This window comes from Streptomyces sp. NPDC039465 (assembly GCF_055639315.1).
Window position 1 is genome coordinate 73569 of sequence record NZ_JBVKAP010000006.1, and the last position, 18481, is coordinate 92049.

17 protein-coding genes and 1 riboswitch are annotated in these 18481 nt (G+C 70.9%); of the genes, 4 read left to right on the forward strand and 13 right to left on the reverse strand.

The window, feature by feature from the left end:
• Positions 1–44: 44 nt before the first annotated feature.
• A complete protein-coding gene (gene mnmA / locus ACZ7LT_RS20780) occupies positions 45–1169 on the reverse strand; it encodes a tRNA 2-thiouridine(34) synthase MnmA (protein WP_471237533.1) in 1125 nt (374 codons plus the stop codon).
• Positions 1170–1230: 61 nt separating this feature from the next.
• Between mnmA and ACZ7LT_RS20785 the strand changes: the two genes are divergently transcribed.
• Positions 1231–1899 (forward strand): N-acetylmuramoyl-L-alanine amidase, encoded by a 669-nt coding sequence (locus ACZ7LT_RS20785; RefSeq protein ID WP_471237534.1) that lies wholly within the window; start codon positions 1231–1233, stop codon positions 1897–1899.
• Between the two features lie 20 nt (positions 1900–1919).
• On the opposite strand, the gene ACZ7LT_RS20790 is transcribed toward ACZ7LT_RS20785, so the two are convergent.
• The 12 genes from ACZ7LT_RS20790 to ACZ7LT_RS20845 all read right to left on the reverse strand — a co-directional run bounded on the left by ACZ7LT_RS20790 (position 1920) and on the right by ACZ7LT_RS20845 (position 15177).
• Complete coding sequence (locus ACZ7LT_RS20790; protein WP_471237535.1) at positions 1920–3083, reverse strand: cysteine desulfurase family protein; 1164 nt, start codon at positions 3081–3083, stop codon at positions 1920–1922.
• A gap of 63 nt (positions 3084–3146) precedes the next feature.
• Positions 3147–4118 carry a helix-turn-helix transcriptional regulator gene (locus tag ACZ7LT_RS20795; RefSeq protein WP_471237536.1) on the reverse strand — a complete coding sequence of 324 codons (972 nt, stop codon included), beginning with the start codon at positions 4116–4118 and terminating at the stop codon, positions 3147–3149.
• A 541-nt stretch (positions 4119–4659) separates the two neighbouring features.
• The gene (locus ACZ7LT_RS20800) at positions 4660–5508 is read right to left on the reverse strand and encodes a thioesterase family protein (protein ID WP_471237537.1); all 849 of its coding nucleotides are present in this window, start codon (positions 5506–5508) and stop codon (positions 4660–4662) included.
• A 25-nt stretch (positions 5509–5533) separates the two neighbouring features.
• On the reverse strand, positions 5534–6208 hold the full coding sequence (locus tag ACZ7LT_RS20805) for a trimeric intracellular cation channel family protein (RefSeq protein ID WP_471237538.1): 675 nt from the start codon (positions 6206–6208) through the stop codon (positions 5534–5536).
• Positions 6209–6333: 125 nt separating this feature from the next.
• The gene (locus ACZ7LT_RS20810; protein WP_471237539.1) at positions 6334–7473 is read right to left on the reverse strand and encodes an ABC transporter ATP-binding protein; all 1140 of its coding nucleotides are present in this window, start codon (positions 7471–7473) and stop codon (positions 6334–6336) included.
• The gene (locus ACZ7LT_RS20815) at positions 7470–8561 is read right to left on the reverse strand and encodes an ABC transporter ATP-binding protein (RefSeq protein WP_471237540.1); all 1092 of its coding nucleotides are present in this window, start codon (positions 8559–8561) and stop codon (positions 7470–7472) included. The genes ACZ7LT_RS20810 and ACZ7LT_RS20815 overlap by 4 nt, the downstream gene beginning before the upstream one ends.
• On the reverse strand, positions 8558–9571 hold the full coding sequence (locus tag ACZ7LT_RS20820; protein WP_471237541.1) for an ABC transporter permease: 1014 nt from the start codon (positions 9569–9571) through the stop codon (positions 8558–8560). Before ACZ7LT_RS20820 ends, ACZ7LT_RS20815 begins: the two co-directional genes overlap by 4 nt.
• 105 nt (positions 9572–9676) lie before the next feature.
• Complete coding sequence (locus tag ACZ7LT_RS20825) at positions 9677–11431, reverse strand: ABC transporter substrate-binding protein (protein ID WP_471237542.1); 1755 nt, start codon at positions 11429–11431, stop codon at positions 9677–9679.
• Between the two features lie 26 nt (positions 11432–11457).
• Positions 11458–12456 (reverse strand): ABC transporter permease, encoded by a 999-nt coding sequence (locus ACZ7LT_RS20830; protein WP_471237543.1) that lies wholly within the window; start codon positions 12454–12456, stop codon positions 11458–11460.
• A gap of 330 nt (positions 12457–12786) precedes the next feature.
• A complete protein-coding gene (locus ACZ7LT_RS20835) occupies positions 12787–13557 on the reverse strand; it encodes an enhanced serine sensitivity protein SseB C-terminal domain-containing protein (RefSeq protein ID WP_471237544.1) in 771 nt (256 codons plus the stop codon).
• A gap of 52 nt (positions 13558–13609) precedes the next feature.
• Positions 13610–14341 carry an enhanced serine sensitivity protein SseB gene (locus tag ACZ7LT_RS20840; RefSeq protein WP_471237545.1) on the reverse strand — a complete coding sequence of 244 codons (732 nt, stop codon included), beginning with the start codon at positions 14339–14341 and terminating at the stop codon, positions 13610–13612.
• A 173-nt stretch (positions 14342–14514) separates the two neighbouring features.
• Positions 14515–15177, reverse strand: a complete 663-nt coding sequence (locus ACZ7LT_RS20845; RefSeq protein ID WP_471237546.1) for an AAA family ATPase — start codon at positions 15175–15177, stop codon at positions 14515–14517.
• A gap of 158 nt (positions 15178–15335) precedes the next feature.
• A riboswitch (glycine riboswitch) is annotated at positions 15336–15436 on the forward strand.
• A 164-nt stretch (positions 15437–15600) separates the two neighbouring features.
• Between ACZ7LT_RS20845 and gcvT the strand changes: the two genes are divergently transcribed.
• From gcvT to ACZ7LT_RS20860, 3 genes are all read left to right on the forward strand, one after another.
• Positions 15601–16725, forward strand: coding sequence for a glycine cleavage system aminomethyltransferase GcvT (gene gcvT, locus ACZ7LT_RS20850; RefSeq protein WP_471237547.1), 1125 nt, complete (start codon positions 15601–15603; stop codon positions 16723–16725).
• Positions 16726–16798: 73 nt separating this feature from the next.
• Positions 16799–17176: a glycine cleavage system protein GcvH gene (gene gcvH / locus ACZ7LT_RS20855; RefSeq protein WP_471237548.1), complete on the forward strand. Its 378-nt coding sequence runs from the start codon at positions 16799–16801 to the stop codon at positions 17174–17176.
• An 11-nt stretch (positions 17177–17187) separates the two neighbouring features.
• Complete coding sequence (locus ACZ7LT_RS20860) at positions 17188–18453, forward strand: serine hydroxymethyltransferase (protein ID WP_471237549.1); 1266 nt, start codon at positions 17188–17190, stop codon at positions 18451–18453.
• Positions 18454–18481 lie beyond the last annotated feature (28 nt).

Below are 18481 nucleotides of genomic sequence, written 5' to 3' on the forward strand. Positions count from 1 at the left end.
CCGCCACCGACAGCGGCCGGGCCCTGCGGGCTTGGTGCCGGTGCTTACGCCGAGACGGCGGCGCGCCGGGTGGTCGTGGCGATCGTCGCCGAACCCACCACGCGCGTGCCGTCGTACAGCACGATCGCCTGGCCGGGGGCGACGCCCCGTACCGGCTCGGTGAAGGCCACCCGCAGCTCGCCGTCGACGAGCTCGGCGGTGACCTCGGTCTCGCCGCCGTGGGCCCGAAGCTGGGCGGTGTACGTGCCCGGGCCGGCCGGGGCCGTGCCGCACCACCTGGGCTTGATCGCGGTGAGGGCGGTGACGTCGAGGGCTTCGACGGGACCGACCGTGACGGTGTTGTTCACCGGGGAGATGTCCAGGACGTAGCGCGGCTTGCCGTCGGGCGCGGGGTGGCCGATGCGCAGGCCCTTGCGCTGGCCGATGGTGAAGCCGTACGCCCCCTCGTGGGAGCCGACCTTCGTACCGGACTCGTCGACGATGTCGCCCTCGGCCTTGCCCAGCCGGGAGGCGAGGAAGCCCTGGGTGTCGCCGTCGGCGATGAAGCAGATGTCGTGGCTGTCGGGCTTCTTGGCGACGGCCAGACCGCGGCGCTCGGCCTCGGCCCGGATCTCGTCCTTGGTGGTGAGGGTGTCGCCCAGCGGGAACATGGCGTGGGCGAGCTGCTTCTCGTCGAGGACTCCGAGGACGTACGACTGGTCCTTGGCCATGTCGGAGGCGCGGTGCAGCTCGCGGGTGCCGTCCTCGTTGAGGACGACGGTCGCGTAGTGGCCCGTGCAGACCGCGTCGAAGCCGAGCGCCAGCGCCTTGTCGAGCAGCGCCGCGAACTTGATCTTCTCGTTGCACCGCAGGCACGGGTTGGGGGTGCGGCCGGCCTCGTACTCCGCGACGAAGTCGTCGACGACGTCGGCGCGGAACCGCTCGGCGAGGTCCCACACGTAGAAGGGGATGCCGATCACGTCCGCCGCGCGGCGCGCGTCACGGGAGTCCTCGATGGTGCAGCAGCCGCGCGCACCGGTACGGAAGGACTGCGGGTTGGCCGAGAGCGCCAGGTGGACCCCGGTCACGTCGTGCCCGGCCTCGGCGGCACGGGCGGCGGCGACGGCGGAGTCCACGCCGCCCGACATGGCGGCGAGCACACGGAGGGGGCGCTGGGGAGTCTGAGTCATAGCCCTACCAGAGTACGGGCCCGCGGGAACCGGGGGCACGTGAGTATGCGTTCACGGTCACATGGGGAGCGAACCGAAGCGGGGGATCGGCCGGCGTGCGGTGCTGATCGGTGGCGGGGCCGCCGTGGCGGGTACGGCGCTGCTGGCCCGGGACGAGATCAGACGTGCCTGGTGGCGGCTGCCGGGCACGCAGAAGAAGCGGGTCGAGGGCGAGCTCGACCATCCGGGCGCGCAGTGGACGGCGGCGGCGCGGGCGAACTGGCGGCGGGCGGACCGTCCGGACGACTTCACCATCGACCGGGTCGTGATCCATGTCGTCCAGGGCAGCTTCCCGACCGCGCTGAAGGTGTTCAAGAACCCGGGGCACGGGGCCGCGACGCACTACGTGGTCCGTAAGGACGGGCACATCGCCCAGATGATCCGTGAGCTCGATGTGGCCTTCCACGCGGGCGACCGGGACATGAACGAGCGCAGTATCGGCATAGAGCACGAGGGCTATGTGCACCGGGCCAAGGACTTCACGGAGGCGATGTACGCGTCGTCGGCGCGGCTGACCGCAGGGATCTGCGGGCGGTACGGGATACCGGTCGACCGGGACCACATCATCGGCCATGTCGAGGTCCCCGGCACGGACCACACGGACCCCGGTCCGCACTGGGACTGGGACCGGTACATGAAGCTCGTACGGGCCGCGTCCCGGGTGCGGGAGCCGGCCCCGGCGAAGGCGTGAGCCGGGGGCCGGTGCGCGCCCTAGCTGAGGCCGGCGGTGCGGGCCCGTGCGACGGCGGGGCCGATGGCCTCGGCGACGGCGGCCACGTCCTCCTTGGTGGAGGTGTGCCCGAGGGTGAAGCGCAGGGTGCCGCGGGCGAGGTCCGGGTCGAGACCGGTGGCGAGCAGGACGTGGCTGGGCTGGGCGACGCCCGCGGTGCAGGCGGAGCCGGTGGAGCACTCGATGCCCTGGGCGTCCAGCAGGAGCAGCAGGGAGTCGCCCTCACAGCCGGGGAAGGTGAAATGGGCGTTGGCGGGGAGCCGGTCGACGGGGTCGCCGCCGAGGAGCGCGTCCGGGACGGCGGCGCGGACAACGGCGACGAGGTCGTCACGCAGGGCGCCGATCTCGCGGGCGAACCGCTCGCGGTGCTCGGCCGCGTGCTGCGCGGCGACCGCGAAGGCGGCGACGGCGGGCACGTCGAGGGTGCCGGAGCGGACATGGCGCTCCTGGCCGCCGCCGTGCAGTACGGGCACCGGGCTGTACTCACGGCCGAGCAGCAGGGCGCCGATGCCGTACGGTCCGCCGATCTTGTGGCCGGAGACGGTCATGGCGGCGAGGCCGGAGGCGGCGAAGTCGACCGGCAGCTGTCCGACGGCCTGCACCGCGTCGGCGTGCATCGGGACGTCGAACTCCGCGGCCACGGCGGCGAGTTCGGCGACCGGCATGACCGTGCCGATCTCGTTGTTGGCCCACATGACGGTGGCCAGGGCCACGCTGCCCGGGTCGCGGGCGATGGCCTCGCGCAGCGCATCGGGGTGGACGCGGCCGTACCGGTCGACGGGGAGGTACTCGATCGTGGCGCCCTCGTGCTCGCCGAGCCAGTCGACGGCGTCGAGGACGGCGTGGTGCTCGACGGGGCTGGCGAGCACGCGGGTGCGGCGGGGGTCGGCGTCCCGGCGCGCCCAGTACAGGCCCTTGACGGCGAGATTGTCCGATTCGGTGCCGCCGGAGGTGAGGACGACCTCGCTGGGGCGCGCGCCCAGGGCGGCGGCGAGGGTCTCGCGTGCTTCCTCGACGGTACGCCGGGCACGGCGCCCGGCGCCGTGCAGCGAGGAGGCGTTGCCCGTCACGGCGAGCTGGGCGGTCATCGCCTCGACCGCCTCCGGCAGCATGGGAGTGGTCGCGGCGTGGTCGAGGTAAGCCATGGTGGGTCGATTCTACGAGGCGGGGAGCCGCGGCCCACGCCGGGCGGTGCCTGACCTGGCCGGTTACCGTCCTTGCCGGGCCGCCGGGCGGTAGAGCGCCACGGCCTCCGCCGCGACGGCCGCCAGCAGGTCGCGGGCCTCCGGGGGTTCCAGTACCTCCAGACTGCCGCCGAAGGCGAGCAGGGGGCGTACGGCGCCGAGGGTCGGGAGGGCCAGCTCGACCCCGGTCCACTCGCCGTCCGGTTCCGGCGGGCCGGTCAGGCGGGCGCCGTGCAGCCGCAGGAACCGGTCGAAGCGGTCGCGGTGAACCCTGGCGCGGACGAGGACCTCCGCGGGGCGCTGCTCGACCTGTCGGCGCAGCACCGCCCACACGTCGGCCAGCTCGGCGCCGGGCCGGCGGCGGACGGGAGCGTCGAGCACGGTGGCGGCCTGGACCCGGTCGGCCCGGTAGAGGCGGGGGGCGGCGTCGTGATCGGCGACGAGGTACCAGACGCCGGCCTTGACGACGAGACCGTACGGATCGAGGACGTACGTGGTGGGCTCGGGGGCTTCGCTGTGCCGGTAGGCCAGGCGCAGCCGGCGGTCGGCGAAGACGGCGCGGTTGAGGACGTCCAGGTCGACGTCCGCCTGCCGGGCGCGCATCCAGCGGTCGGGGTCGACAAGGATCCGCCGGCTGGTCAACTCGGCGGCGGGCCGGTGGGGTTCGGGCAGGGCGGCCATCACCTTGCGCAGGGCGGAGCCGAGGGCGGCGTCGAGCCCGAGGGCGGAGTGCGCGCCCTGCCCGGCGAGGACGAACAGGGCGCGTGACTCGTCCTCGGTCAGCCCGGTGACATCGGTACGGAACCCGGGCAGCAGCGCGATCCCCCCGTGCCGGCCGCGCTCGGCGTAGACGGGAACGCCGGCCGCGGAGAGCGCCTCGACGTCCCGGTAGATGGTCCGCACGGACACTTCGAGCCGCTCGGCGAGCTCCCCGGCGGGGACGAGCCCACGGGTCTGGAGCAGCAGAAGGATGGAGAGCAGCCGGTCGGACTTCACCGGCATGAATCTAACGGGGGCGGCGGGGCGCCTGGGCGGCGGGCGGCAGGGTGGGGCACCGGGCCGTCCGGTGCGGGACCCGGGGGCGGCTGGGTGCGGGCGCCTGCCCGGCGCGGTGGCGTCGAGTCCGCGCCCGCCACCGAGGTGACGCGGCGGTGGAACCGGGCGACGCCCGGCGGCGGCCCGTACGGACGGGCGGCCGGGACCGAGCGGTGCACCCCCCGGCGCGCTGGCGGGCGTCGCGTCCGGGCCCGCCCACCGAGCCGACCCCCTCGGGGGCGGGGCGCCTGCTGGCGCGATGGCGGGCAGCGGGTCCCGGCCCCCTTGGGGCCGCGGGGCGCCCGGCCGGGACGGCGCGTCCGGCGCCGTGGCCGGATGCCCGGCCGGGCAAGGCCGGGGTGGTGCGGGAGGGGCGGCAGCCCCTCGCCGCCAGGCCCGCGGCGGGGCGCCTCGGGCGTAGTTCGGCGGCCCAGCGGCGCCGTGGTCGGGGCTCCGGCCCCCAGGGCCGGGGTGGTGCGGGAGGGGCGGGAGCCCCTCGGCGCTAGGCGCGCGGCGCGCGGGCCAGTTGGCGGGACTGGGCTACCAGGCGGTCCGCGGTGTCCCAGACCTCGGCGTCCTCCTCCAGGAAGCCGCCGGCCAGGTTGCGCGTGGTGATCGAGACTCGCAGCGGGCCCGGGGCCGGGCGGCAGCGGATGTGGGTGGTGAGTTCCACCGTCGGCGTCCAGCCCTTGAGGCCGAGCTCGAACGAGGTCGGCGGCAGCGCGTCGACCGTGAGCAGCAGCGAGAGCGGGTCGGCGTCGCGGCCGTCCGCCAGGCCGAACCAGCCGCGCATCTCGCCCTTGCCGGACGGCGCGCCGATCGCCCAGCCGATCGTCGCCGGGTCCAGCTTGATGTCCAGCCGGTCGGTGATCGCCGAGGAGCCGGGGATCTGGGGCGCGGGGCCGTCGGACGGGCCGAGGCAGTGCTCGCGCGGCGGGATCGCCGGGGGCAGGGCGGTGGTGCGTACGTCGTCGGGGAGTGCGTCGAGGTCGCCGTACGAGGCGAGGACCCGGATGCGCTCGACCTCGGTGCCGTCCTCGTCGTACTGGAAGAGGGACGCCTGGCCGGTGGAGAGCGTGCGACCGGTGCGGACGACCTCCGTGCGGATCACGGCGGGGCCGGGCGCGGAGGGCGTGAGGTAGTGCGCCGACACCGTGAAGGGGTCGGGGTGGGGCAGGGCGTCGCCGAGGGCGCGGCCGAGCAGTGCGAGGAGGTAGCCGCCGTTGACGGCGTGGATGATCGTCCACCCCGCCGAGAGCTCCGCGTCGTAGACGCCGGGCTCGCGCAGGGTGACAGCGGTGTCCCGGTCGAACTCGCTGTCGCCGATGAGTGCTTGAGCTGCCTGTGCCATGACGGCACCGTATAACAGGAAACTACTAAGCGGTAGCTTTCTCCGGCTCCTCTTGAGTCGAGGAGCGGCGGTTCCAGGCGCGCGGCGCGCGCCAGTGGTAACGCATGGCGAGCAGGCGCAGGGCGAAGGTGGTCAGGACGGCGATCCCGCTGGTGGCGGCGTTGAGACTGTCGAAGCGGATGCACAGGACGACCATGGTCGCGCCGACGATGGCGGGCACGGCGTACAGGTCACGGTCCCAGCGCAGCAGCGACGGCACCTCGTTGGCCAGTACGTCCCGCAGGACGCCGCCCCCGACGGCGGTGGCGAGGCCGAGCACCGCGGAGGAGGTGAGGCCGAGGCCGTACTCGTACGCCTTGGTCGTGCCGGTCACGCAGAAGAGCCCGAGGCCGGCCGCGTCGAAGACGTTGACGGCGCTCTGGGTGCGCTCGACGACGGGATGCAGGAAGAACACCAGGACCGTCGCGACGAGCGGCATCAGGAAGTAGCCGAGATCGGTGAAGGCGGCGGGGGGAACGGCGCCGATGATCAGGTCCCGGAAGAGCCCGCCGCCGAGCGCGGTGACCTCGGCGAGCACGGCGATGCCGAACACGTCGAAGTTCTTGCGGACGGCCAGCAGGGCGCCGGAGATGGCGAAGACGAAGATGCCGACGAGGTCGAGCGCGTGTTGGACGGAGGGGGTGAACAGTTCCTGGAGCACGGCGACATTGTCACCCGTGAGAGTGGTGCGACCGGTCTCCCGGGCCGGTCACCCCATCGAGCACCCATCGAGCGCGGCGCCTGGGACCCCTGTCCTGCCATCGGACAGGGGTCCCAGGCGGCCCGTCACTTCTCCGGGGTCTCCTGGGTCTCCGCGGAGCCCTCCGGCTCCCTCGGCTCCTCCGGCGCGTCGGACTTCGTCACCGACACCACCTCGATCGCGTCCCGGGCCGACGGGAGCACCGGCTCGTCCGGGGCCTGGTCGGGCGCGTTCTCCGGGTGGTGGCAGGCGACGCGGCGGCCCGGCTGGAGCTCCAGGAGCGGCGGCTCCTGGGTCTTGCAGATCTCCGTCGCCTTCCAGCAGCGCGTGTGGAAGCGGCAGCCCGCGGGCGGGGACAGCGGCGACGGCACGTCGCCCTTCAGCAGGATCCGCTCGCTCTTCACGCCCCGGCGCCGCGGGTCCGGCACCGGCACCGCCGACATCAGCGCGTTCGTGTACGGGTGCATCGGCGCCTCGTACAGCGACTTGCGGTCCGACAGCTCGACGATCTTGCCGAGGTACATCACCGCGATCCGGTCCGAGACGTGCCGGATGACCGACAGGTCGTGCGCGATGATCACATAGGTGAGACCGAGCTCGTCCTGGAGGTCGTCGAGGAGGTTCACGACCTGCGCCTGGATCGACACGTCGAGCGCGGAGACCGGCTCGTCGGCGACGACCAGCTTCGGCTTGAGGGCCAGGGCGCGCGCGATGCCGATGCGCTGGCGCTGACCGCCGGAGAACTCGTGCGGGTAGCGGTTGTAGTGCTCGGGGTTGAGGCCCACGAGCCCCAGCAGCCGCTGGACCTCCTTCTTGACGCCGCCCTCGGGCTCGACGCCCTGGAGCTTGAACGGCGCGCTGACGATCGTGCCGATCGTGTGGCGCGGGTTCAGCGAGGAGTACGGGTCCTGGAAGATCATCTGGACGTCACGGCGCAGCGGCCGCATCCCGCTCGCCGACAGATGGGTGATGTCGTGGCCCTGGAACTCGACCTTGCCGCCGGTCGGTTCGAGGAGCCGGGTGATCAGCCGGCCCATCGTCGACTTGCCGCAGCCGGACTCCCCCACCACGCCCAGGGTCTCGCCCGGAAGGACGTCGAAGGAGATCCCGTCCACGGCCTTGACCGCGCCCGTCTGGCGCTGGAGCAGGCCCTTGCGCACCGGGAAGTGCTTGGTCAGGCCCTCTACCTTCAGCAGGGGCTCGGCAGTTGCGTTCTTGTCGCTCACAGCTTCGGCGCAATCTCTTCGGTCCAGATCCGGGTCCGCTCCTCCTGCGCCATGTGGCACGCCGAGAAGTGCCCGTTCCCGGTCTCCGTCAGCTCGGGGCGCGTCGTACGCGTGACGTTGTCCTTGGGGATGTCGGCGTACGGGCAGCGGGGGTTGAAGGCGCAGCCGTCCGGCACGTTGATCAGTGACGGGGGCGAGCCCTTGACCGGGATGAGCCGCTCGGTCTGGTCGCGGTCGATACGCGGCATCGAGCCGAGCAGACCCCAGGTGTAGGGGTGCTGGGGCTCGTAGAAGACCTGCTCGGCCGTGCCCCGCTCGATGCACCGGCCGCCGTACATCACCAGCAGCTTGTCCGCCATCTCGGCGACCACGCCGAGATCGTGCGTGATCATGATGACCGCGGAGCCGAACTCCTTCTGCAGGTCCCGGATCAGGTCGAGGATCTGCGCCTGGACGGTGACGTCCAGCGCGGTCGTCGGCTCGTCCGCGATGAGCAGCTGCGGGTTGTTCACCAGCGCCATGGCGATCATCGCGCGCTGGCGCATACCGCCGGAGAACTCGTGCGGGTAGGAGTCGACGCGCTTGCCCGGCTCCGGGATGCCGACGCGGTCGAGCATCTCGATGGCGCGGGTACGGGCGGCCTTCTTGGTGACCTTGTTGTGGACGCGGTACGCCTCCACGATCTGCGCGCCGACCGTGTAGTACGGGTGCATCGCGGAGAGCGGGTCCTGGAAGATCATGGACATCTTCTGGCCGCGCAGCCGCCGTACGTGGTCCGGGTCGGCGCCGATGAGCTCCTCGCCGTCCAGCCAGACCTCGCCGGAGATCCGGGCGTTGGGCGCCGCGCGGTGCAGGCCCAGGATGCCCAGCGAGGTGACGGACTTCCCGGAGCCGGACTCGCCGACCACACCCAGCGTCTCGCCGGGCTTCACGTCGAAGCTGACGCCGTCGACGGACTTGACCAGGCCGTCGTCGGTCTGGAAGTGGATGCGCAGGTCACGTACGGAGAGGAAGGTGTCCTCGGTACCGGAGCGCTGCGCGGGCACCACTTCCCCGGGGGCGCCAGCAGTCTTGGAAACCTCGCTCACGAGTACCTCACCCTGGGGTCGATGGCGGCGTACACCAGGTCCACCAGCAGATTGCAGAAGACGATGAAGAAGGCGGCGGTCAGGGTCACGCCCATCACGATCGGCAGGTCGTTGTCCTGCACGCTCTTGATGGCGTACTTGCCCATGCCCTGGAAGGAGAAGACCGTCTCGGTGATGACGGCGCCGCCGAGGAGCAGACCGAAGTCCATGCCGAAGATGGTGACGATGGGCGTGAGCGCGGCCCGCAGCCCGTGCTTGCCGATGACCTGGCTCTCCTTGAGGCCCTTGGCGCGGGCCGTGCGGATGAAGTCCTCCCCCATCGTCTCCAGCATTCCGGCCCGGGTGAGCCGGGCGTAGAGGGCGGAGTAGAGGAAGGCCAGCGAGCACCACGGCACCAGCAGGTTCCAGGCCCATTCGCCGGGGTTCTCGGTGAACGGCACGTAATTGATGCCGTCGGTCCAGATCGGCCACTGCACCGTGAAGACACCGAGGGCGAGCATGCCGGTGAAGAAGATCGGGAGGGAGACGCCGGCGAGGGCGACGCCCATGAAGAAGCGGTCGAGCAGCGAGCCCCGCTTGAGCGCGGAGACCACACCGGTGGCGACGCCGCTGATCAGCCAGATCACCGCCGCGCCGATGGCGAGGGAGAAGGTGACCGGGACCCGGGCGACGATCTCGGGCCACACCGCGACGTGCCGCTTGAAGGAGTATCCGAAGCACGGGGCGTCGCAGCGCGTGGTGTCCGGGCCGAACTTGTAGTCGGCGCCGACGACGATCTGCTTGATGAAATCCCAGTACTGGATGTAGAGCGGCTGGTCGAGGCCAAGGTTCTTCTTGACCGCGGCCACCGTGTCGGGGTTGGCGTCCTTGCCCACGTACTGGGCCGCCAGTTGGTCCATCGTCTGGCCCGCCAGACGGGGGACGAGGAAGAAGATCGCGAAGGTGACTGCGCTGACGATCAGCAGCAGTAGCACCGCGCCGAAGACGCGTCGGATGAAGTACGCAGCCACAGCTATCCGGCGCCGGTGCCCGCCGGGAGCCGGGGGTTACCCGATCTCCCGGCGGACACCGGAGCCATCACCTGCCTTTCGAACTCTCGGGGTGAGGACCCGCCGCTACTTGGCGGAGCCCATCAGCAGGTAGTCGTACATACCGAGGTAGGCCTCGGTGATGGTGACGTTGGTCGCCGACTCGGGACGCAGGAGCAGGTTCTTGCGGTAGACCAGCGGGACCGCGGTCGCGCCCTCGATGACGGCCTTGTCGACCTCGCCCCAGACCTTCTCGCGGGCGGCGGTGTCGGTGGTGGCGATGCCGTCGTTGAGGAGCTTGTTGACCTTCGGGTCGTTCAGCTCCTGGACGTTGTTGCCACCGGACGGCTTGATGGCCGAGCCGTTGACGATCTGGTCGAGGAAGCCGAAGCCGGTCGGCCAGTCGGCGCCCCACGCGGTCATGATCATGCCGAGCTTGTTGGCGTGCACGTAGCTCGGGTTGCCCGCGAAGTTCTGGAAGTACTTACCGGCCGGGAAGGACTTGATCTCGGCGGTGATGCCGATCTTCTTCAGCGAGGCCTGGACGGCGGTGGCCATGGCCATCTCGGCGGGCCGGTCGGAGCGGGCCGACAGGTTGGTCGAGAAGCCGTTCGGCTGGCCGCACTTCTTCAGGTGCTCCTTGGCCTTGGCGATGTCGCCCTTGTGACCCTCGGTCGGGTACAGGTCGAACTTGGTGTAGCCGGCGACGCTCGGCGGGATCAGCGTCGTGGCCGGGTCACCCTTGGGCGTACCGCCCTGGGCGGCCGCGACCGAGGCCTTGTCGATGCCCCACTGGACGGCCTTGCGGCACTCGATGTTGTTGAACGGTGCGACGTTGACGTTGAGTCCGATGTAGGACGTGGCGCCCGCGTACGGGTTGTCCGTCTGCTTCTGCAGCTTGGCGTCGGTGAGCACCTTCGGCTGGGTGGCCGGGGCGACACCGGTGCCGGCGCCGTCGACGGTGATGTTGTCGGCGATCAGGTTGGAGTCGACCGTCTCCTGCTTGACGCCGAAGCGGACGGTGATCTTGTCCGGCAGGGCCGGGCGGATCGGGTCGGTCTTCGGGTCCCACTGGGGGTTGCGGACGAGGGTCGCGCCCTTGCCCTCCTCGTACGACTCGAACTTGTACGGGCCCGAGGAGACCATCTTCTTGACGTACTCGGCGCCCTTGTCGGCCTTGCGCGGCACGGGGGCCGTCTGCGAGAAGGTGCCGAGGTAGTCGAAGTCCGCGAAGGCGTTCTTCAGCTTGAAGACGATGGTGTGGTCGTCCGGCGTCTCGATGGAGGCGATACCGGCCGGGTTCTTGTCCTTGTACGGACCCTGGTACTTGTCACCACCGATGAGGTGGGCCTTGAAGTACGTCGGGCCGTTCGACAGCGCCTCGGGGGAGAAGTTCGAGCGCTCGACGGCGTACTTGACGTCCTTCGAGGTGATCGGCGTGCCGTCCTCGAACTTCAGACCCTTCTTGAGGGTGTACGTCCACGTCTTCGCGTCGGCGCTGGGCTTGCCCAGGGACTCGGCGAGGTCGGGGACGACCTTCAGGCCTTCCTTGCCGGCGGCCGGCTTGAAGGAGGTCAGCGTACGGCCGTAGAGACGGGCGAAGTTCTGCACCCAGCCGTAGTAGGTGTTGCCCGGGTCGAGGGAGTCCGGCTCGTCGGAGAACTCGAACGAGACCGTGCCGCCCTTCTTGTCGGACTTGTTGACGATGGAGGTCAGCGCGGCGTCCTTGGTGCCCGAGCCGCCCTTGCCCCCCTTGTCGTTGCTGGAACCACCGCACGCGGACGCCCCCAGCGCCAGCACCACAGTCGTGGCGACCAGAAGAGTCGCTTTTCTAGTCTTCACCTGAGGAAAGCCCCCTCATTCGTTGGTTACTTGCTGCGAGGGTCGAGGGCATCTCGCAGCCCGTCGCCCAGCAGGTTGAAGGCCAGGACCGTGATGAAGATCGCCAGGCCCGGCACGAACATGTACTGCGGATCGGCCTGGTAGGTGTCGACCGCTGTGGTGAGCATTCCGCCCCAGGAAGCCTGCGGCGGAGCGATGCCGACGCCGAGGTAGCTGAGACCCGCCTCGAAGAGGATGTTGGTGGGGATCAGCAGCGTGGCATAGACCAGGATCGGCGCCACCAGATTCGGCAGCAGCTCCCGGAAGAGGATGAACGGGCCGCGCGCGCCGAGCGAGCGGGCCGCTTCGACGAACTCGCGGTTGCGCAGGCTCATCGTCTGGGCGCGCACGATGCGGCCCATGTACGGCCAGCTGAAGAAGCCGATCACGAAGATCAGCACGCTGATCCGCAGAGGCAGTCCGCTCAGGCCGAACGCGCCGTCCTGCAGGGTGGCCGAGAGGGAGATCGCGAAGAGGAGGAGCGGGAATGCCAGGAAGGTGTCCATCATCCGGCTGATCACGGTGTCGACCCAGCCGCCGTAGAAGCCGGCGATGATGCCCATGACCACGCCGATGACCACCGAGAGGACGGTGGCACCGCCCGCGACCAGCAGGGAGACCCAGGAGCCCTCGATGATGCGGGCGAGGATGTCCCGGCCGAACTGCGGGTCGACACCGAGCGGGTGGTCCCAGCTCATGCCGCCCCAGGCACCCTTGGGGGCCAGGAGGGCGGGGTCGATCAGGTCCTGGTTGAAGGCGTTCGGGTCCAGGCCGAAGACCCACTGGATGGGCTTGGCCAGCACGGCGAGCAGGATGAGCAGAAGAACGACCACGCCACCGGCGACCGCCAGCTTGTCGCGCTTGAAGCGCGCCCAGGCGATCTGACCGAGGGAACGGCCTTCGATCTGGCTCTGTTTGGCCCCCGTGAGTACTGCCTCCGGCTGCGCCTCGGCAGCCGATCCGGTGGTCTCGATCGGTGCGGTCACAGTGCCTTGACCCCTCCCGGCCGGCGGTGACCGGCCCGTACCCGCCGCTGCAACGGCTCCTCGCATCAGGTGGCGCAAGTGATGCCGATGGTGCGGAAATTACCCAGAACGCCGCATGTGATGCGACTCGCACAAAGGGCCGACGGCTCTTCGTTAGCCGGGAGTCTTCAACGGGTTTGCGATCACCCGCCAGACCTGACGAGGAATGTTTGCTCAACCGTGATGCGGTGCGTGGGCTTCCGTTATCCGGACGCCGGAATCATGTGAGCGGACCATCTCGGCCACTAATCCACCAGATGGGGACATAGCGCAACTGGTACGCCGAGACGGCTAATTGGGGTAGCCGTAGCCTCCGCCGCCCGGCTGGGGCGCCACATGGGCGTCGCGGTCGTAGAAGGGGCGGGTGTTGGCCCGCAGCCACATCGTGACGGGGTCGAAGTCGTCGGACATCGCGACCGTCGAGACCGGCAGTCCGTCCGGGACGGCGGCGATCGACTGCCGCATCATCGCGTGCACGGAGTCGACCGAGGCCTGGCTCGTGTCGTACAGATCGAGACCGATGGCGAGGTACGGGGAGCCGAGCGCGGGCTGCACCCAGGCGCGGCGCAGGGAGCGGACCGCGGGGGTGCGGTGGGCGTTCTGCGTGAGCAGGGCGTAGAACTGCGGGATCTCGATGGCGGGTTCGGACAGCCGCAGCGGGCCGGCCGGCATCCGGTCGAGGCCGGTGGCGATCCGGCGCAGATCCGCCCAGGGGATGCCGACGCCGCCGCCGGGGGCGTGCGGGTTGAGCCAGATGCCCCAGCGGTCGGGGTAGAGGGCGCGGGCGATGTCGTGGCCGGAGATCACCTCATGGGCGCGGTTCCAGCCGGAGGCGGCGAGCTCCTGGGCGGAGGTGACGCAGGGCGCGTAGCCGAGGCCGTCGACCTCCATGTTTCCGTACTGCGCGTCGGGGGCTCCGGCCTGGCCGTGCCAGAGCAGCATCCAGACCTGGCCGTCGGCGAGGGCGTGCAGCAGCGCCTCGTACGCGTCGTAGCGTCCGGGCGTGACCTGGCGCAGCATGTGCTCGACCTGCCCGGCCGCGGCGGTGCCTGACGCACTCACTCTGGGTTCCGCCCCTCTTCGATCCACCGTCCGGCGTCCAGCTTATGCGCGGTTATACGTAGGCACGCTGGTAGAAGGGGCGCACCTTCTCCAGCATCCAGTCGCCGAGCGGGTCCTGCGCGATGTCCAGGAGGACCAGATTGACCGGCCAGGGGACGGTGGTCCGGGCCAGGGCGCGGCCGAGCGCGTCCAGCGGCGCGCTCCGGTCGTGGCCGTCGATCTCCACGCCGACCAGGAGGTTCGGGGCGTCGCCCTCGATGCTGGCGAGGGCGCGGCGGGCGGTGCGGACGGTACCGAGGGCGGTGAACTCGTCGCCCGCGGCGGAGAGGAAGTCGACCGGGTCGTCCTGCCAGTCCGGTTCGAAGAGCCGCACCCGGCCGCCGCTCGCGGGCCCGTCGAGCGGGGTCCGGCCGGTCCGGCAGAGCTCGGCGACGGCGGGCGGGGGCAGGGGGGCGCCGACGGCGCCGCCGGGGTTCACGGCGATGCCGAGCTGCGGGGGCAGACCGCGGGCGAAGTCACGGGCGGGGGCGACGGTGTACGACATGTGGCTGCCGACGCAGTGCCGGAACTGCTGCTCGGAGCTGTAGACCGGGACGTACGGCAGGCCGTCGATCTCCATGGTGGGCAGGTCGAGGTCCGTGCTGTCGGGGCCGCCGCCGCTCGGCAGCGGCACCCAGATCTGGCTGCGCCCCAGCACCTCGACGAGCCTGGCCCCTGCGGAGGGGTTGCCGAGCGAGGCGGCGAGCACCTCTTCGAGCTCGTTGCCCGGCCATGCGATGTCCACGGAGTCCCTTTCTGGCGCTCGTCCTGCGGCAGCACCCTAACGCCGTGGCGGCGGCGCGGGGGCCTGGTGTGCCCAAAAGGACAGTGAGCGGCGGCTTCCGGTTCCCGGCGGCGACGATCTCCTCCGGCCGGCGGGGGTGTGCGCCGGAGCCGACCCCTCGGAGCCCGCCGCCGTCAGAGCTCCGTGCGGAACGCGATCCGGTGCAGGGCCGTCGCCGCGTCCCGGTCCAGGAGCGTGGCGGAGGCGCAGCCGCGTGGGAGGCGGGCGGCCTCGGCGTCGCGCAGGAGGCGGGCGACCGCGCGGCGGTGGCGGGTGAAGGCGTAGCCGGAGACGCCGCGGCCCCGCTCCCGCTGCCCGGAGCGGGCCGTCTGGGGCGTGACGTCGAGCAGGACGAGATGCAGGTCACGGCCGCGGCGGCGGGCCTCGCGGGCCAGCCAGCGGCGGACCCAGCTCTGGGTGCCGCAGTCGTGCACGACGACGCTGCGACCGGAGCGCAGCGCCCGGCGCAGTCCGGCGTAGTGGGCGATCCGGGCCAGCGGGCGGTAGACGGCGTAGGGCACCCGGCGCGGCATCATCGCCTCCCAGCGCTCACGGGCGTCCTGGGAGTCGATGCCCCGCCCCTCGGCCGCGCGCCGGATCAGCGTGGACTTGCCGCTGCCGGGCAGCCCGGAGACCACGACCACGTCGCCGTCGGCGAAGTGCAGGGCCCTCGGGCCGCGCCCCCCGCGGTCCCTCAGGTCGCGCAGCACGGGCGCCTTCGCCCCCGCGGCGACCTGCCCGCGCGGCGTGGGCAGGCCCGCGGTCGTCACGTAGGCACCGGCTCGCTGCAACGTCATCGCTACTCCCCCTGTCGGGTCGTGGGACCCTTGCCCATGGAGTGTAAAGAAAGGGTAATGGGCCACAGGCGATTTGCCGATGAGACCCCTCGTGCAATGATGTGCGCGCCAAGCGCGCACGCACATGTGTGCGCGCTCACAACCTCATACCGGCCGCTTGAATCCGCGCGGGAGAGTTCCGGACCGTACGACGGCATCCGGACGCCGAAGGAGCAAGTTCCTCCCTTGAATCTCTCAGGCCCCGTACCGCGTGGATGAGGCAGATCTGAAAAGCGAGCCGCCCGGCGGCTCCACCCAAGGTGCAAGTCATGACCTGATGTACGTACGGGTCGTGGTGAACCTCTCAGGTTCGATGACAGATGGGGAGGATTGTCCTCGCCAGTCATGCCCTTCCATGCCTTGGGACCCGGGAGCCACATCACCATGAGCAACGCCCCCCGTCTGACCGCCCTCGATGCCACGCATCGTGCGCTGGGCGCCACCATGACCGACTTCGCGGGCTGGGACATGCCGCTGCGGTACGGCAGTGAGCGCGACGAGCACAACGCCGTCCGCACCAAGGCCGGTCTCTTCGACCTCTCGCACATGGGCGAGATCACGGTCACCGGCGCCCAGGCCGCCGACCTGCTGGACCACGCGCTGGTGGGCAACATCGGCACGGTGGGTGTCGGGCGCGCCCGGTACACGATGATCTGCCAGGAGGACGGCGGCATCCTCGACGACCTGATCGTCTACCGCCTCCAGGACCAGGAGTACATGGTCGTCGCCAACGCCTCCAACGCGCAGACCGTCCTGGACGCGCTGACCGAGCGCGCGGCCGGCTTCGACGCAGAGGTACGGGACGACCGCGACGCGTACGCCCTGATCGCGGTGCAGGGCCCCGAGTCCCCGGGCATCCTGAAGTCCCTCACCGACGCCGACCTGGACGGCCTGAAGTACTACGCCGGTCTGCCGGGCACGGTCGCCGGGGTCCCCGCGCTGATCGCCCGTACCGGCTACACCGGCGAGGACGGCTTCGAGCTCTTCGTCGCCCCCGAGCACGCCGTCGAGCTGTGGCAGGCGCTGACCAAGGCCGGCGAGGGCGCCGGTCTCGTCCCCTGCGGGCTGTCCTGCCGGGACACGCTGCGCCTGGAGGCGGGCATGCCGCTGTACGGGCACGAGCTGACCACCTCGCTGACCCCGTTCGACGCCGGCCTCGGCCGGGTCGTCAAGTTCGAGAAGACCTCGAACGGCGGGGCCTTCGTCGGCCGCGCCGCCCTGGAGGCCGCCGCCGAGCGCGCCGCCACCAACCCGCCGCGCAAGCTGGTCGGCCTGATCGCCGAGGGCCGCCGGGTCCCGCGCGCCGGCATGGCCGTGGTGGCGGACGGCAAGGTGATCGGCGAGGTCACCTCCGGCGCCCCCTCCCCGACGCTGGGCAAGCCGATCGCCATGGCGTACGTGGACGCCGCGCACGCCGAGCCGGGCACGCAGGGTGTCGGCGTGGACATCCGCGGCACCCACGAGCCGTACGAGGTCGTGGCGCTGCCGTTCTACAAGCGCCAGAAGTGACACTGAGCACGTCTCGTCCAGCAGATCACTCCCCGTTCATCAGCACTCCCCCGCGTACAGGAGAATTCAGGCCATGAGCAACCCCCAGCAGCTGCGCTACACCAAGGAGCACGAGTGGCTGTCGGACGCCGTCGACGGCGTCGCGACGGTCGGCATCACGGAGTTCGCCGCCAACGCGCTCGGTGACGTCGTCTACGCCGACCTCCCGTCGGTCGGTGACACGGTGACCGCGGGCGAGACCTGCGGCGAACTGGAGTCCACGAAGTCCGTCAGCGACCTGTACTCCCCGGTGACCGGCGAGATCGTCGAGACGAACCAGGACGTGGTGGACGACCCGTCGCTGGTGAATTCGGCTCCGCTCGAGGGCGGCTGGCTCTTCAAGGTGCGCGTGACCGGTGAGCCGGACGACCTGCTCACCGCGGACGAGTACACCGAGTTCTCCGGCAGCTAAGGATCCTCCCGATGTCGCTTATGAACACCCCTCTCCACGAGCTGGACCCGGACGTCGCCGCCGCTGTCGACGCCGAGCTCCACCGCCAGCAGTCCACCCTCGAGATGATCGCGTCGGAGAACTTCGCTCCGGTCGCCGTCATGGAGGCGCAGGGCTCGGTCCTCACCAACAAGTACGCCGAGGGCTACCCGGGCCGCCGCTACTACGGCGGCTGCGAGCACGTCGACGTGGCCGAGCAGATCGCCATCGACCGGATCAAGGACCTGTTCGGGGCCGAGTACGCGAACGTGCAGCCGCACTCCGGCGCCTCCGCGAACCAGGCCGCGCTCTTCGCGATCGCCCAGCCCGGCGACACGATCCTCGGCCTGGACCTGGCCCACGGCGGTCACCTCACCCACGGCATGCGGCTGAACTTCTCCGGCAAGCAGTTCAACGTGGTCGCGTACCACGTCGACGACGCCGGTCTGGTCGACATGGCCGAGGTCGAGCGCCTGGCCAAGGAGCACCGCCCGAAGGTGATCATCGCGGGCTGGTCGGCGTACCCGCGCCAGCTGGACTTCGCGGAGTTCCGCCGGATCGCCGACGAGGTCGAGGCCTACCTGTGGGTCGACATGGCCCACTTCGCGGGCCTGGTCGCCGCCGGTCTGCACCCGAACCCGGTCGAGTACGCGGACGTGGTGACCTCCACCACGCACAAGACGCTCGGCGGCCCGCGCGGCGGCATCATCCTGGCGAAGAAGGAGTTCGCGAAGAAGCTGAACTCCTCGGTCTTCCCCGGTTTCCAGGGCGGCCCGCTGGAGCACGTGATCGCGGCCAAGGCGGTCTCCTTCAAGGTCGCGGCCTCGGAGGAGTTCAAGGAGCGCCAGCGGCGCACCGTGGAGGGCGCCCGCATCCTCGCCGAGCGCCTGGTCCGCTCCGACGTCGCCGAGCACGGCGTGTCGGTGCTCTCCGGCGGTACGGACGTCCACCTGGTCCTGGTCGACCTGCGCAACAGCGCGCTCGACGGCCAGCAGGCCGAGGACCGGCTCCACGAGGTCGGCATCACGGTCAACCGGAACGCGATCCCGAACGACCCGCGTCCCCCGATGGTCACCTCGGGTCTGCGCATCGGTACGCCGGCGCTCGCCACCCGCGGTTTCCAGGCCGAGGACTTCACCGAGGTCGCGGACGTGATCGCGGAGACCCTGAAGCCGGACTACGACGCCGAGGCCCTGAAGGCCCGGGTGTCCGCGCTGGCCGCGAAGCACCCGCTGTACCCCGGTCTGTCGGTTTCCTGAAGTAATTTCGTACGCTTTAGTTCGTACG

Excerpts from the sequence above, each read along its gene's own strand:
- mnmA (WP_471237533.1), bottom strand. The coding sequence starts at position 1,169 with ATGACTCAGACTCCCCAGCGCCCCCTCCGTGTGCTCGCCGCCATGTCG.
- ACZ7LT_RS20785 (WP_471237534.1), top strand. The coding sequence starts at position 1,231 with ATGGGGAGCGAACCGAAGCGGGGGATCGGCCGGCGTGCGGTGCTGATC.
- ACZ7LT_RS20790 (WP_471237535.1), bottom strand. The coding sequence starts at position 3,083 with ATGGCTTACCTCGACCACGCCGCGACCACTCCCATGCTGCCGGAGGCG.
- ACZ7LT_RS20800 (WP_471237537.1), bottom strand. The coding sequence starts at position 5,508 with ATGGCACAGGCAGCTCAAGCACTCATCGGCGACAGCGAGTTCGACCGG.
- ACZ7LT_RS20845 (WP_471237546.1), bottom strand. The coding sequence starts at position 15,177 with ATGACGTTGCAGCGAGCCGGTGCCTACGTGACGACCGCGGGCCTGCCC.
- gcvT (WP_471237547.1), top strand. The coding sequence starts at position 15,601 with ATGAGCAACGCCCCCCGTCTGACCGCCCTCGATGCCACGCATCGTGCG.
- gcvH (WP_471237548.1), top strand. The coding sequence starts at position 16,799 with ATGAGCAACCCCCAGCAGCTGCGCTACACCAAGGAGCACGAGTGGCTG.
- ACZ7LT_RS20860 (WP_471237549.1), top strand. The coding sequence starts at position 17,188 with ATGTCGCTTATGAACACCCCTCTCCACGAGCTGGACCCGGACGTCGCC.